The sequence below is a fragment of the Micromonospora sp. SYSU B005 genome, assembly GCF_055362685.1.
This window is the reverse complement of sequence record NZ_JAXCFU010000010.1, coordinates 139,011-154,255: the sequence shown is the minus strand read 5'-3', so window position 1 is coordinate 154,255 and position 15,245 is coordinate 139,011. Positions and strand designations below refer to the sequence as shown.

At 75.6% G+C, this 15,245-nt stretch carries 7 protein-coding genes (1 of these 7 only partly in view); 1 reads left to right on the top strand and 6 read right to left on the bottom strand.

Annotated elements, in window-relative coordinates; translation table 11 throughout:
• Positions 1-83: 83 nt before the first annotated feature.
• From SM452_RS22425 to SM452_RS22410, 4 genes are read right to left on the bottom strand one after another with little or no spacing between them, the layout of a single operon-like run.
• Entirely contained in the window at positions 84-2,123 is a 2,040-nt protein-coding gene (locus SM452_RS22425) for a 2-oxo acid dehydrogenase subunit E2 (protein ID WP_463840624.1), read from the bottom strand.
• Entirely contained in the window at positions 2,120-3,022 is a 903-nt protein-coding gene (locus SM452_RS22420; protein ID WP_463840623.1) for a thiamine pyrophosphate-dependent dehydrogenase E1 component subunit alpha, read from the bottom strand. The genes SM452_RS22425 and SM452_RS22420 overlap by 4 nt, the downstream gene beginning before the upstream one ends.
• The gene (locus SM452_RS22415; protein WP_018786864.1) at positions 3,019-3,258 is read right to left on the bottom strand and encodes an acyl carrier protein; all 240 of its coding nucleotides are present in this window, start codon (positions 3,256-3,258) and stop codon (positions 3,019-3,021) included. Before SM452_RS22415 ends, SM452_RS22420 begins: the two co-directional genes overlap by 4 nt.
• The gene (locus SM452_RS22410; RefSeq protein ID WP_262014285.1) at positions 3,255-4,265 is read right to left on the bottom strand and encodes a 3-oxoacyl-ACP synthase III family protein; all 1,011 of its coding nucleotides are present in this window, start codon (positions 4,263-4,265) and stop codon (positions 3,255-3,257) included. Before SM452_RS22410 ends, SM452_RS22415 begins: the two co-directional genes overlap by 4 nt.
• Before the next feature lie 45 nt (positions 4,266-4,310).
• Here SM452_RS22410 and SM452_RS22405 point away from each other — a divergent pair, with 45 nt between their 5' ends.
• Positions 4,311-6,626: a lantibiotic dehydratase gene (locus SM452_RS22405; protein WP_463840622.1), complete on the top strand. Its 2,316-nt coding sequence runs from the start codon at positions 4,311-4,313 to the stop codon at positions 6,624-6,626.
• On the opposite strand, the gene SM452_RS22400 is transcribed toward SM452_RS22405, so the two are convergent.
• Positions 6,594-11,891, bottom strand: coding sequence for a non-ribosomal peptide synthetase/MFS transporter (locus SM452_RS22400; protein ID WP_463840621.1), 5,298 nt, complete (start codon positions 11,889-11,891; stop codon positions 6,594-6,596). The genes SM452_RS22405 and SM452_RS22400 overlap by 33 nt on opposite strands.
• On the bottom strand, positions 11,888-15,245 hold the 3' portion of the coding sequence (locus tag SM452_RS22395; protein ID WP_463840620.1) for a type I polyketide synthase. The gene runs 992 nt beyond the window's last position; only the last 3,358 of its 4,350 coding nucleotides appear in the window; the start codon falls outside the window, past its right edge; the stop codon is at positions 11,888-11,890. The genes SM452_RS22400 and SM452_RS22395 overlap by 4 nt, the downstream gene beginning before the upstream one ends.

Sequence of the window (15,245 nt, the reverse complement as noted above, 5' to 3'; positions counted from 1 at the left end):
ACCCTGAGTCAAATACGCCTCCGGTGATCACATTCCCGTCTCGGCGAGAGGTAACGCAGGTCACGCGCTCCGGGCGGGCCTGTTCACCGTTGCAGCGCGTCGCCGAGCGCGGCCAGGTACGCCCCGGCCTGAGCCCCGTTGACCAGCCGGTGGTCGTAGGCCAGGCCCAGGTCCGCCACCGTCCGCTCGCGTACCGCGCCGTCGCCGTCGAGCACGACCTCGCGGTGCACGTCGGGCACCGACAGGGCGCAGGTGACGCCGGGCGGGATGACCGGCCGGGCCACCGTGACGCCGGGTGTGTCGTTGAGCGCCACCAGGAAGTTCATGCCGGCCATGTCCTCCTCGCGGAGCCGGCCGCGCAGCGCCTTCATCCGCAGCGCGACCACGGCGTCGGCGAGGTCGCCGAGGTCCAGTCCGGCCGCGTCGCGGATCACCGGCAGGAACAGTCCGGTGCCGACGTCCACGGTGAGCCCGATCGACGGCGCCTCCGCGTCGACCACCAGCCCGTCGCCGGTGAGCCGGGCGTAGAGGGCACCGAACCGCTCGTGCAGCGCGGCCACGGCGGCGATGACGACCTCGGTCAGGCCGACCGTGGCGCCGGTCTCGTCGGCGGCGCGGCGGGCGTACGCGAGCGCCGCCGTCACGTCCACGCGGACGGCGGTGAAGGCCACCGGGATCTCCCGGTGCGAGGTGGACACCACGTCGGCGATTCGGCGCTGCGCCGGTGGCAGCGGCCGTCCCGGCGGCGTCACCCGGGCAGGCACGGCTGGCGGCTCCACCGACGCCGGCTCCACCGGGGCGGGCACGGCCGACTCGGGCAGGATCCGGCCGATGGGCGTGCCCGGGGCGCAGTCGGCGCCGGCGGCCACGTCCTGGCGCAGCACGCCGGCCTGCGTCGCGGCGAGTTCCTCGATCGCCTTGGACGTCTCGACCGCCGCGACCGGCTCATCGGCCTCGACAGTGGCGCCGTCCGCGACCAGCCATTCCAGCAGCACGTAGCTGTCGTCGTTGGGGTTGAGCCGGGGTACGTCCACCGGGACGCCCGGAGACACGCCGGCCGGATCCACCGGGCCGGCGTCAGTCCGTCCACCCCGGTCGCCGGCCGCCGTTGTCGGGGCGGACAGGTGCATGATCCGGTCCAGGATCGCGTCGGCGCCGAGCAGCACCGCCTGTTCCAGGTGCGGCGCGGACGGGATGACCCGGTCGGCGGAGCTGACCAGCTCGACCGGACCGCGCAGCAGCGGCCACGCCTCGGCGTGCAGGCGGGCCGCGACCTCGCTCCCCCACGTGCCGCCCGCGGTGCTCTCCTCGGCGACGATCACGCCGTGCGCGCCGTCGAGCAGGTCGCGCAGGCCGTCCACGTCCACCGGGTAGAGCCGCGCCGGGACCAGCACCTCGACCGTACGTCCCCGCTCGGCGGCCCGCGTGGCGGCGGCGATCGCCCGGTCGGCGACCCCGCCCGGCGCGATGACGAGCGTCGGCGCGCCGGTGGCGTCCGGATCGTGGACGCGGGCCCAGTTGCCGTCCGCGCCGCGCGGTTCGAAGGCGAGGCGGTCGTCGACGCGGCCGTCCACGTACCGCCGCCGGCTGTAGAGGATCTTGTCCTCGAAGAGCATCGCCGGTTCGTCGCGGCGCAGCGCGGCGGCCAGCACGTCGGCCGCGTCGTGCAGCGGGGACAGCTCGTACAGCGCGAGGTGCGGGATCCCGATGAAGTGCTTCTGCGGGCTCTGGCTGTGCGTCGCGCCGTAGCCGCGCCCGCCGCCGACCGGACAGCGGATCACCACCCGCATCGGGGTGCGCTCGCCGTACATGGCGACCGACTTGGTGATCAGGTTGAGGATCGGGTCGAAGGCGAGACCGGCGAAGTCCCCGAACATGATCTCGACGATCACTGTGTCGCCGCACAGCGCCAGGCCACCCGCGACGCCGGTGATGCCGTTCTCGCTCAGCGGCGTCGACAGCACCCGGTCCGGATAGGCGGTGGAGAGTCCCTGGGTCACCTTGAACGCCCCGCCGTACGGGTCGGCCACGTCCTCCCCCAGCAGCCAGGCCCGCTCGTCGGCGGCGAACAGCGCGTGCAGGGCCCGGTTGAGGTTACGGCTGACCCGTTCCGCGCGCGTCACGCCGCCGCTCCGCGCGCGAGCGGCCGGGCCAGCACCTCGGCCGAGACCTCCGCGACCCGCTGCCGGGCCCGCGCGTCGGCGGCCGCGAACCGCTCCGGGTACGCCTCGGCGTACCGCTGGAGCCAGTCGAGGCGGCGCAGCCGGTCGAGTTCGTCGGCGGACCGGGTGTCGTCGCCCTTGCTGTGCGGGCCGAGCCGGACCGTGTGCTGCACCAGCACGTGCGGCGCCCGGGTGGCGCGGACCCGCTCGACGTGCGGCGCGGCGGCGGCGCGCACCTCGGTCAGGTCCAGCGAGTCGGACTCGCTGACGGTGATGCCGAAGCCGGCGGCCCGGCCGGCGATGGTGCCGGCGAGCTGCGCGGAGGTCGGAGTGGACTGGGCGATCCGGTTGTGCTCGACCACGACGAGCAGCGGCACCCGCCACAGCGCGGCCATGTTCAGCGCCTCGTAGACGGCGCCCTCGCCCCAGGTGCCGTCACCGATGTACGCCACCACGATCGCGTCCTGCCCGGTGCGGTTGAGGTGCAGTCCCACGCCGACCGCGGCGGGCAGGCTCTCCCCCTGCACCCCGGTGGACAGGAACCGGTCCCGGCGCAGGTGCTGGCTGCCGCCGTACCCGTGGCACACCCCGCCGTCGCGGCCGAGCAGTTCCGCCAGCAGCCCCTCCGGGTCGCCGCAGTGCGCCAGGTAGTGCCCGTGGCCGCGGTGGTTGCTGAACACGAAGTCGCCGGTCAGCAGCGGGGCCAGCGCGACCGGGACGTACTCCTGACCGAGGCAGGTGTGCGTGGTGCCGGCGAGGTGACCGTCGGCGTACAGGCGCAGCAGGTGCTCCTCGAAGCGGCGGATGAGCAGCCCGGCGTCGAGGTCGGCGTCGTCGAGCGGGGCCGGCGCGGCGCTCACTCCGGCACGCCCCGCTGGGCGAGCAGCGCGCGCAGGTCGGCCACCGACCGCACGGTCCGGATCTCCCGGGGCGTCAGCGAGATCCGGTACGCGTCCTCGACGGCCGCGACGATCTGGAGGTGCCGCAGGCTCACCCACGCGGCGGTGGTCGCGGGGCCGGTCTGCGCGTCGACCTGGTCGACGGGCAGTTCCAGCACGTCGGCGACGAGCCGCACCAGCCGGCTGGACATGCTCATACCTCGATGATCGTACAGGCCCAGTGGGCGCCCCGGCCCAACGAGATCAACGCGACCCGGTCGCCGTCGTGCAGCTCACCGGCGTCGAGCAGACGGCTCAGTCCGAACAACTGATCCGCCGCGCCGAGATGCCCGTACTCGGCCGCCAGTTCCCGGTTGGTCCGCTCCGGCGGCACCTTGTGTGCCTCGGCGAGCGACGTCATGGCGCGTTCGTTGTCGGCGACCAGGATCAGCCGCGCCAGGTCGGCGACGGTGACGCCGGCCCGCTCGCAGGCGCGTTCGGTGACCCGCACCATCCGCTCGTCGAGGTGGCGGGCGTACTGCGCGAACTGCTCGGGGTCGTAGTCGAAGAACTCCATCACGTGCCACACGTCGCGGGCGGCCGGCGGCTCGGCGCCGGGGGCGAACGGCGCCGCCGCGCCACCGCCGTCGAGCCGGTAGAACCCGGCGTAGCGGCCGTCCGTGGCGGCCTCGGTGACCTGCCAGCGCAGCCGGGGATGCCCGCGCCGGGCCACTGTGGCCACCGCGCCGTCGGAGAACACCATCGGCTGGGTGTCCATCCGGTTCCAGTACGCCTCGCAGGTCCGGTTGGCCGCGATCACGAGCGCGGTGGCGTACTCCGGGTGGGTGGCGAACTTCCCGGCGACGGTGTCGAGGCTGAGCACGCCGGTGGTGCACGCCTGGGTGAGCAGCACCGCTTCGGCGCCGGCCGCGCCGAGCCGGTACGCCAGGTCGGCCGCGGCGTCCCAGTAGAGGTGTTCGGTGAGGTCGGTGACGGCGAGCACCAGCAGGTCCACCCGCGTGGCGGGCAGCGTGGCGGCGTCCAGGGCGCGGCGGGCGGCCCGCTCGGCGAGGTCGGTCAGACCCACGTCCGGCGCGGCGCGGTGCACCCGCCGGTAGCCGTAGCCGAGGACGCGGTTGACGTCGTCGGTGTACTGCGCCACCACGTCGGCGACGGGCGCCGGGTCGCCGAGCGCCTCACCGAAGGACACCAGCCCGAAGCTCATGCTCGACCGTCCCGCCGCAGATCCGCCGCTGCTTACCATTCCCCCATGCCCCGAGAGCATCTCACGTCCCTGCCCGGAACCCCTTGGCACGTATGGCGTTCCGCGTTGCTCCGGTCGGCCGGTTTTCCGGCCGACGGGATGAGCCGGTTCGCCGCTCCGGCGCTCGCGGAGGCGGCCGACCGGCACCTGCGCGGGGACGGCGACGCCGCGGAGTTCGCTGCGGCGTTCGACGCCGCCGCGGCCGACCTCGGGCAGGCGGTCTACGGCATCGCCTGCGACGACGCCTTCCGCACGGCGCTGACCTGGCAGAACCCGGCGGTCCTGCTCGCCGTCGACGCGATCCGGCGCGACGGCCCGCACGCCCCGCGCAACCTGCGCCGCCGGCACCGGGAGGAGGTCGTCGCGAAGTACTGGCAGCGGTACTGCCTGAAGAACGACACGGTGGGCTTCTTCGGGCCGATCTGCTGGACCGAGCTGGGCGGCAGCGGCCCGATCGCGACGGTGCGTCCCGGCGCGGCGTTGACGCGTACCCGGAAGGTGTTCCTGGAGCGGTGGGGCCTGGACGCGCTCGCGGAGGCCTTCGCCCGCGTGCCCGGCGTGCGGGACTGGCTGCCGGTGCGGCTCGCCCCGCACCTGAGCCTGCGGGACCGCGTGCTGCGGCACCCGCACCATCCACCGCAGACGCTCCCGGTGGCGACGGCGGCGCTGCTCACGCTGGCGCGGCGCGGACCGCGCGTGGCCGACCTGGTCGCTGCGCTGCTCGCGGACCCGGCGAGCGGCTTCCGCCGGGCCGCTGACGTGCACGCGCAGCTCGACGACCTGGCCGGGCGCGGCGTGCTGCGCATCGGCTTCGACCTGCCGGTCGACCTCACCGCCGAGGACGCGTTGCGCGAGCAGCTCGCCGCGATCGGCGACGACACGGTCCGCGAGCGGGTGCTCGGCGACCTGGCCACGGTGAGTGACCTGCGCGACGCGGTGGCGGCCGCCGACGGCCCGGACGCGCTGTCCGTGGCGATGTCCGCGCTGGACCGGCGGTTCGTGGAGCTGACCGGCCGGGACGCGCGGCAGCAGCCCGGCGAGGTGTACGCGGGGCGCACGCTGTGCCATCTGGAGACGGTCCGCGACCTGGACATCCGGTTCGGTGACGCGCTGTTGGAACGCCTCGCGCCGCTGGAACCGCTGCTGCTGTCGGCGCGGTGGCTGACCGCGGCGATCGGTGCGGCGTACGCCGACGCGCTGGCCGCCCTGTACCGCGACCTGGCGGCGGAGTCGGCCACCGGGGAGGTGCCCCTGGCCGACCTGTGGTTCCTGGCGCAGGCGGTGGTGTTCGGGGCGAACCCGCCCGGCGCGGCCGTCACCGCCGAGTTCCTGGACCGGTGGGCGACGGTGCTGGGCCTGGCCGACGCCGACGCGGACGCCCGGGAGCTGCGGTTCGACGCCGCCGCCCTGACCGAGCGGGTCGCCGCCGCGTTCCCCGCCGACGCGCCCGGCTGGGCCGCCGCCCGCATCCACAGCCCCGACGTGCACGTGTCCGCCCCGGACGAGGCGGCGCTGCTGCGCGGGGACTTCACCGTCGTGCTCGGCGAGCTGCACGTGGCCCTGGCCGCGTTCGACACGCACTTCTTCGCGTACGGGCACCCGGACCCGCAGCGGCTGCGCGACGGGATGCGCGCCGACCTACCCGGTGGCCGGGCCCGGCTGCTGCCGCCGGTGGACTGGCCCCGGCACACCGCCCGGATCGCGGAGTGGCTGCACGGGCCCGCCGACGCCCAGCTCGGGTTCGTCGACGCGCCCGGCGCCGACCCGGACCGCCTCGTGCCGATCACCACCCTGACCGTGCGGCCGGACGACGACGGCACGCTGACCGCGCACGCCGACGACGGGCGGCGGTGGCCGCTGCTGGAGGTGTTCGCGCCGCTGTTCGACTACCAGGTGTTCGACACGTGGAAGCTGGCCGGCAACGCCGGGCGCACGCCGCGCGTCACAGTCGACGGCCTGGTGCTGGTCCGCGAGACGTGGCGCACCACTGTGGGCGAGACCGGCCTGCACACGGTCAAGGGCGAGCGGGAACGCTACCTCGCGGTACGGCGCTGGCGGCTCGCGCTCGGCCTGCCCGAGCGGGTCTTCGTGCGGGTCGACACCGAACTCAAACCCAGCTACGTGGACCTGAGCAGCGGCGTCTACACCCGGCTGCTGTGCACGCTGCTGCGCGGCGCGCACGCCAAGGGCGGCGACGGCGTCGGGCTCACCGTCACCGAGCTGCTGCCCGGCCCGGAGGACGCCTGGCTGACCGACGGGGCCGGCCGGGCGTACGCCTCGGAACTGCGGCTACAGATCGTCGACCCGGCGCAGGTGCGGTAGCCACTCGGTGGCGTCCGCCGGCGCGTCGGGGGTCTCGGTGTCGAACCGGCGCAGCCGGCGTACGCCGTAGGCGCCCAGGGCCACCACGGCCAGGGCCAGCCCGGACACCACGAACGCGAACCCGAGTCCCCGGCCGGGACCGGTGCCGATCAGCGCGCCGACGCTGCCGGCCAGCGCGCCGCCGGGGGCGAACATCGGTTCCAGCAGCGACCCGCTCAGCGGCACCAGCACGGCGAAGCCCAGCGGCAGCGTCGCCCAGGTCAGCGTCTGGATGATCGCCAGCACCCGGCCGTGGAACCGCTGCGGCACCTTCACCTGGATGATCGACAGGTAGATGCCGTTGTGCAGGCCCAGGCCCAGCCCCACGCCGAAGCTGCCGAGCGCCACCAGCAGCAGGCTCGGGCGGACGCCGCTGAGCACCAGGCTGACCGCCACGCCGAACGCGATGGCGATCAGCGCGGGCATCCGGCGCCGGGTCGGGCCGCCCCACACGGCGATGGCGAGTCCGCCGAGGACGGCGCCGAGCGCCTCGGCGAACGCCACGGTGCCGACCTGGCCCATCGTGCCGAACGCGAGCACCATCGGCGGCACCAGCAGCAGGCTCGCCAGGCACAGGTTGTAGAGCGAGAAGAAGCCCAGCATGGCCCGGAAGCCCGGCTCGGCCCACGTCATCCGCGCGCCGCCGATCAGCTCGGCCAGGAACGGCTCCTTGCGCCGCCGGCCGAGCAGGTCGGGGAACCGCACCGCGGCCAGCACACCGATCGCCACCACGTAACTCACGATGTCGATCACCAGGACGCCGGCCAGGCCGATCGCGGCGAGCAGGCCCGCAGCCAGCAGCGGCACCGCGAGCGAGCTGAGCCCGACCGCGAGCTGCGCGATGCCGTTGGCGTGCCCCAGGTAGCGCTTCGGCACCACCTGCGGGATCGCGGCCAGGTAGGTGATGCGTTGGAACACCGACGCCGCGCCGAGCACGCACACGAGCGTGTAGACGGCCGCCAGCCCCAGCCGGTCGGTCCACAGCAGCAGAGCCAGCAGCGCCTCCGCTGTCACCGCCGTCGCGCACGCCGCCAGCAGCACCCGGCGCCTGTCGAACCGGTCCGCGACCGCGCCGGCGACCGGCAGCGTCAGCAGCGCCGGCAGGTACGCGATCACCCCGGACAGGCCGAACCACAGCATCGACCCGGTCTCCAGGTAGACCCAGACCGGCACCGCCCACTGGGTCAGCGCCGACCCGGTCGACGAGATGAGCTGGCTGGCGGTGATCGCCAGGAACCGGCGTACGCCCGGTTGGACGCCGGTCTCGGCGGTGACCGGATCGGTGCTGGTGGCCGCCAGTGCCCAGCCGTCACCGGCGAGCTGTCGCGGCGCGGCGGACGGCTCGGCGAGCCGGGGATGGGTGCGGGTCAGCACCTCGGCGAGCGCCTCGGCCCGCTGCTTGACGAAGTAGTGCCCGGCCTCGTCGAGCACCACGAGCGCTGTCGACTCGCCGAGGAAGCTCCACTCGCGGTACCGCTCCTCGTAGTACTCGGTGAGCACGTCGTGGGTGCCGACGACGGAGATCACCGGTGCGGGCACCCGGACCGGTTCGCCGTCCAGCCACTCGGTGAACCGCTCCTGCGCCTCGGCGGCCTCCCGGCGGACGTGGTGGACGAACCGGTCGACCTGCGCCGGGTCCAGGTCGGCCAGTTCCGCGCCGATCGAGCGCAGGAACGTCTCGTACCGCCGGTCCGCGCCCCGCGAGTCGGCCCAGTCGACGAGCCGGCCGAGCATGTTGTCCGGCCGGGCGGTCGGGAACACGCCCCCGGCGTAGATCGCCTCGATCGGGCGCCCCCGCTCGTGCAGCCGCCGGGCGATGCCGGTCAGCAGCGCGCCGCCGACGCAGTGGCCGTACAGGACCAGCGGGCCGTCCACCCGCTCCTGGATCTCGGCCACGCACCGCTCGACCAGCTCGTCGAAGGGCAGCTCGGTGTCGCGGACGCCGACGTCGTGGCCGGGGACCGCCACGGAGAACAGGGTGTGCCCGGCCGGCAGCGCGTCCGCGAGCGGCTGGTAGATGCTGGCGAGCCCGCCGCCGTACGGCACGCACACGTACGAGCGCACCCGCTGGTCCGCCGGGACCGGCCGGGTCAGCTCGTACAGCAGCGGACGCTGCCGGTCCCCGTCCGCCGGGGCGTCGATCAGCGCGGCCAGCCCCTGCACCGTCGGGTGCGCGAACACGTCCATCACTCCGACGTCGACCTGCCCGTACGCCTCGCGCAGCAGCGCCAGCATCCGGATCGCCAGCAGCGAGTGCCCGCCCAGCTCGAAGAAATCGTCGTCCAGGCCGACCTCGGGCACGCCCAGTACGTCGCACCAGGTGGCGGCCACCGTCTGCTCGACCGGGGTCACCGGGGGTCGGCGCTGCGCGGGGGCGACACCGGACGAGGGTGCGGGCAGCGCGGCGGTGTCGAGTTTGCCGTTGGCGGACAGCGGCAGCGCGTCGAGCGTCACGAACGCCGACGGCACCATGTACTCCGGCAGCCGCCGCTTCAGCGCCGCCCGCAGCTCCGCCGGGTCCGGGGCCTCCCCCGTCAGGTACGCCACGAGGCGCTGCTCGGCGGGCGTGGCGCCGCGCACGACGACGGCGGCGGAGCCGACGCCCGGCTGTTCACGCAGCACCGCGGCGATCTCCCCCAGCTCGATCCGCAGGCCCCGCAGTTTCACCTGGTCGTCGATGCGGCCGAGGAACTCCAGCGTCCCGTCGGTACGCCAGCGGGCCAGGTCGCCGGTGGCGTACAGCCGGCCGCCGGGTTCGCCGAACGGGTCGGGGACGAACGAGGCGGCGGTGAGTCCGGGGCGGTTCAGGTAGCCGCGGGCCACCTGCACGCCGCCGAGGTGCAGCTGCCCGGCCACGCCGGCCGGGACCGGGCGCATCGCCTCGTCGAGCACGTACGTGCGGACGTTGCGGATCGGCCCGCCGATCGGCACCCGGGTCACGACGGCCAGCGCGTCGGGCGTGGCCGCCCAGGCGGTGACGTCGATCGCCGCCTCGGTGGGTCCGTACAGGTTGTGCAGCGCCGCCGACGGGATCGCGGCCACGGCGCGGCGGGCCAGGTCCGCGGGCAGTTCCTCGCCGCTGCACACGATCCGCCGCAGCGACCCGCAGCGGGCCGGGTCGGCCGTGGACAGGAACGCGTCGAGCATCGACGGCACGAAGTGGACGGTGGTGATCCGCTCCCGCTCGATCAGCTCCCGCAGGTACGCCGGGTCGCGGTGCCCGCCCGGCGCGGCGAGCACCAGCCGCGCGCCCACGAGCAGCGGCCAGAACACCTCCCACACCGACACGTCGAATCCGATCGGCGTCTTGTGCAGCACCACGTCGTCCGGTCCGAGCGCGAAGGCGTCCTGCATCCAGTCGAGCCGGTTGACGATCGCGGCGTGCTCGTTGACCACGCCCTTCGGCCGCCCGGTGGAGCCCGAGGTGTAGATCACGTACGCCGCGTTCCCCGGCCCGGCGGCAGTGCCACCGGCGGTAAGCGGCCGGTCCGGCGCGGTCAGCGGCAGCACGGTGCCCGGGACGGTAAGCCCGTCGGGCAGCTCGTCGGCGAGCAGCACCCCGGCCCCGGCGTCGGCGAGCATGAAGGCGAGCCGCTGCGGCGGGTGGTCCGGGTCCAGCGGCAGGTACGCCGCGCCGGCCCGGTGGATGCCGAGCAGCCCGGCGATCAGGCGGCGGGAGCGGGGCTCGTGGATCGCGACCACCGACTCCGGTCCCACGCCGTGCGCGACCAGGCGCGACGCCACCTGCTCGGCGGCGTCGGACAACTGCGCGTACGTCATCCGGGTGTCGCCGTCGACCAGCGCGACCGCGTCGGGCGTGCGCCGGGCCTGGGCGTCGAACAGCTCCGCCAGCGTGGTCCGGCGAACCGGGGCGGCGGTGGCGTTCCAGCCGGTCACGACCGCCGCGTGCTCGGCGTCCGGCATGACCGGCAACGCGCTCACCCGGGTCCGGGGCGCCGCCACCGCGGCGGCGAACAGCAGCAGGTAACGGTCCGCGAACGCCTCCATCGCGGCGCGCTCGAACAGCGCGGTGCGGTACTCCAGCCGCAGCTCGTCCCCGGCGATCTCCAGCGACAGGTCGTCCATGGCTCCGCCGAACGCCTCGCCCCGGCCGGTAGGCAGGTGGTGGAACGTGAGCTGGTAGAGCGGCGGCACGCCCGGGTCGCGTCGTACCGCAAGCTCCTCGACGAGCTTCTGGAACGGCATGTCCTGGTGGTCCCAGGCGTCGAGCACGACCCGGCGGACCCGGCGGACGAGAGTCAGGAACGGTGGATCGCCCGACACGTCGACGCGCAGCACCAGCATGTTCATGAACATGCCGAGCAGCGGTTCCAGCTCGGCCCGGTCGCGGCCGGCCACCGGCATGCCGACCACCACGTCGTCGCTTCCGGACAGCCGGTGCAGCAGCGCCACGTAGGCGGCCAGCTGCACCATGAACGGGGTCGCGGCGGCCTGCTGGGACAGCTCCGGCAGCGCCGCAGTCACGTCGCCGGGCAGCGTACGGCGGACGTCGGCGCCGTCGAACGTGAGCGTCGCCGGGCGCGGCCGGTCGGTGGTCAGCGCGTGCACTGCCGGCAGGCCGGTCAGCGCCTCCCGCCAGTGGTCGCGCAGCTCGTCCCACCGGGGGCCGTCGAGGCGGTCGCGCTCCCAGGCCGCGTAGTCGGCGTACTGGATCGGCAGCTCGGGCAGGTCCGGCGCGCGGCCCGCGACGGCGGCGGCGCACAGCTCGGTCAGCTCGGCGCGCAGGTGGAGCAGGGAGGTGCCGTCGAGGACGACGTGGTGCCCGGCGAACAGCAGCCACCAGGTGTGCTGGTCGAGCCGCAGCAGCCGGGCCCGCCACAGCGGGGCCGCGTCCATCGGCAGGTCGAGACCTGCGTACTCGGCGACGATCCGGGCGCGGGCGGCGTCCCGCTCCGGCTCGGGCAGCGCGGACAGGTCGGTGACCGGCAGCTCCACCGGGACCGTGGGGTGGATGTCCTGGTAGAGCCGTCCGTCGTGCAGGCGCAGCGTGGTGCGCATGGCCTCGTGCCGGTCGGTGACCGTCCGCAGCGCGGCGAGCGCCTGCTCCGGCCCGGCGCCCGCCGGCAGGGTGACCGCGTCGGTCATGGTGAACAGCGGCTGCCCGGGGCTGAGCTGGGCGGTGAACCAGACCCGCTCCTGGGCGTACGAGGCGGGAACGGTGTAGACGTCGTCCACCGGCGTGACGTCGTGGCGTGACTCGGTCATCCCGGCCGTCCCGGTCGGCGCAGGCGCGGGATGGGCGCCTCGGCCGGTGCGGAGGCGGACGGGGCGGCGCGCAGCGACTCGATCCGGGCGGCCATCGCCGCGACGGTGGGCGCGTCGAACAGCACCCGCATGGACAGCCGGGCGCCCACCGCCTGCCGGATCCGCAGCACCAGTTGCGCGGCCACGAGCGAGGTGCCGCCGAGCCGGAAGAAGTCGTCGTGCGGGCCGACCTCGGCCACGCCCAGCACGTCGCGCCAGATCCGGGCTACGGTGTCCTGCAGGTCGCCGTCGGTGGCGGTCACCGTCGAGGCGGTGGCGGCCGTGGCCGCGGCGAGCCGCCGCTCGTGCCCGGCGACCGCCTCCACCGTGTAGGCGCCGACCGCCACCGAGCCGGTCCGCCCCTCGGCGAGGGCCCGGCACGCCGCGCGTACCGCCGCGTCCGGGGCCAGCCCGTCGTGGTCGGGTACGCCCTCCTCCCGCCACGCGCCCCAGGCCACCGACAGCACCGGCGCCCGCCAGCCGTGCGGGCTGCGCGCGTACGCGTCGAGGAACGCGTTGGCGGCCGTGTCGTCGGCGCGGCCCAGGCCACCGGCGAGCGCGGTGACCGAGGAGCTGAGCAGCACGAAGTCGAGCGGCAGATCGCCGAAGACCGCGCGCAGCGCCAGCGCGCCGGTGACCTTCGGCAGCAGTTCGGCGGTCGCCTCGGCCGGCCGCGACCCGGTGGACAGCCCGGTGTCGGGCAGCCGCGCGGCGTGCACGATGCCGTCGAGTCCGCCGAGGTCGTCCTCGATGTCGGCGCGTACCGCCCGCAGCGCGGCCACGTCTGTCACGTCGGCGCGCACGTGGCGGACCTGCGCCCCGGCCCGTTCCAGCGGCTCGACCAGGTCCGGCCGGGCGGTCCGGCCGACCAGCACCAGCCGGGCGCCCCGGCGGGCCAGTTCGGCGGCGAACGCCCCGCCGATCCGGCCCAGTCCGCCGGTGATCAGGTAGCGCCCGCCGTCGCGCAGTGCCGGGCCGGTACGCCGGCGCGCCGGCGCCGCCGAGAACCCGCGCGTCCAGCGTCGCCCGCCCAGCCGCAGCGCGACCGCCTCGGCCCGCTCGGCACCGAGCAGTTCGTCCGCCAGCGCGTCCGCACCCGGCTCGGCCGGGTCGGCGTCGACCCAGTGGCAGCGCAGGCCCGGACGTTCCAGCGGCACCGCACGCACCACCCCGGCGACCGTGGCGTGTTCCGGGCGCAGCAGGTCGGCGCCGGTCACGTCGGCCGTCCCGGCGGTCACCACGTCCAGCGCCACGTCGGCGGCCGGCAGCGCCTCCAGCAGCGTCAGCAGCGCGAGGTACCCGTGTTCCTGGGCCGCCGCCACGGCGTCGGCGTCCGGGCCGGCCGGGTCGCCGTCGAGCGCCCACGCGTGCACGATCCGGGCGGCCCGGCCGTCGTCGGCGCACTCGTCGAGCAGGCGCTGGTGGTCGGCGACGCCGGCCGGGCGCAGCCGGTAGCCGTCCGGGCGGACCGCGAAGGCCGGTCCGGGGCGTACCACCGTGACGTCCGCGCCGCGCTCGCGCAGCCGGGCCGCGAGCGCCGTGCCGCGCTCACCGGCGGCGAACAGCAGCAGCGGGGCGGGCGCCTCGACGGGTGCGGTGTCGGGCATCTGGCGCCAGACCGGCACCTCGACCACGCCGTCGTCGTACCGCTCGTCGGTGGCCGGTTCGGCGGGCGCGGCCACCGGTTCCGGGTCGATCCAGTACCGGGCGCGCTGGTACGGGTAGCCGGGCAGCGGCACCCGGCGCGGCGTGCCGGAGGCGGGCAGCCGCACCGGCACCCCGGCCGTCCACAGCCGGCCCGCCGCCTCGTACGCGGTCTGCCTGTCGGTCAGCCGCTCCCCCGGCGCGGGCAGCGTGCGCAGCGGCGCCCGGGCCCCCTGCGGCAGGCTGAGCCGGGCGAGCCCGGCGAGCTGCCGGCCGGGGCCGCACTCCAGCAGCAGCCAGTCGTCGGCGGCGCCGGTCGCCCCCAGCGCGGCCACAGTGGCGCCGAACCGCACCGGCCGGCACAGCTGGTCGGCCCAGTATGCCGGGTCGGTGATCTGCTCGTCGGTGAACGGCGCGGCGGTCGCGGCCGAGAACACCGGCAGGTCCGGCACCCGGCGCGGCACCGCCGCCACGAGCGCCGCGAACTCGTCGCGCACCGCCGCCAGCAGCGGCACGTGCATCGCGTACGGCGACCGCAGCGGCGTGCAGCCGATGCCGCGTTCGCGCAGGAGCTCCTCGGCGGCGGCGACCGGTGCCGGCGCGCCGCCCACCACGCAGGTGTGCGGGCCGTTGCTGATCGCTACCGCCACGCCGTCGGGCAGCAGTGGCGTGATCTCGTCGGCGCCGCGCTGCACGGCGAGCATCCGGCCCTCCGGTGCGGCCTGCACGAGACGGCCCCGGGCGGTGGCGAGCCGCAGCGCGTCCGGCAGGTCGAACACCCCGGCCACCGTGGCGGCGACCAGTTCGCCGACGGAGTGGCCGATCATCGCGGCGGGCGTGACGCCCCAGTGCCGCCACAGCGTCGCCAGCGCGTACTCGACGGCGAACAGCGCGGGCTGCGCCACCGCCGGTCCGGCCAGCCGTTCGTCCGCGCCGGGTCCGGCGTCGAAGATCATCTCGTTCGCGTCCCAGCCGAGGATCGCGGCGCACTCGTCCACGGCGGCGGCGAACACCGGCTCGGTCGCGGCCAGGTGCGCGCCCATGCCGGGGTGCTGCGCGCCCTGGCCGGGCAGGAGCAGGCCCAGCCGGGGCGGCGTCGCGGCGTCCCCGGCGGCCCGGCGCTTCGGGTCGGTGAGCGCCGCCGCCGCCCGGGCCCGGTCGACGGCGACGACGGCGGCCCGGTGCCGGTAGGCCGGCCGGCCCTCCCGCAGCGTGTGGGCCACGTCGCGCAGCTCCACCTCGGGCGCGCCGGTGAGCCGCTCGGCCAGCCGGGCACACGCGGCGGCCAGCGCGTCGGGGGTCGCGGCGGACACCTGGAGCAGCTCGCCGCCGCCGTGATCCGGCTCCGGGGGTACGCGCGGCGGCGCCTCCTGGAGCACCAGGTGCGCGTTGGTGCCGCCGAGGCCGAGCGAGCTGACGCCGGCCCGCAGCGGTCGCTGGTCCTCCGGCTCCCACTTGGTCAGCGTGGACACCACGTAGAACGGGCTCGCCTCGATGTCGACGTCCGGGTGCGGCCGGTCGTGGTTGACGGTGGGCGGGATGAGCCGGTGCCGCATCGACAGCACGGTCTTGATCAGGCCGATCACGCCGCCGGCCGCGCTGAGGTGACCGATGTTGGCCTTCGTGGAGCCGACGCCGCACCAGCCCCGCTCGGCGATCCGCCGCCCGTAC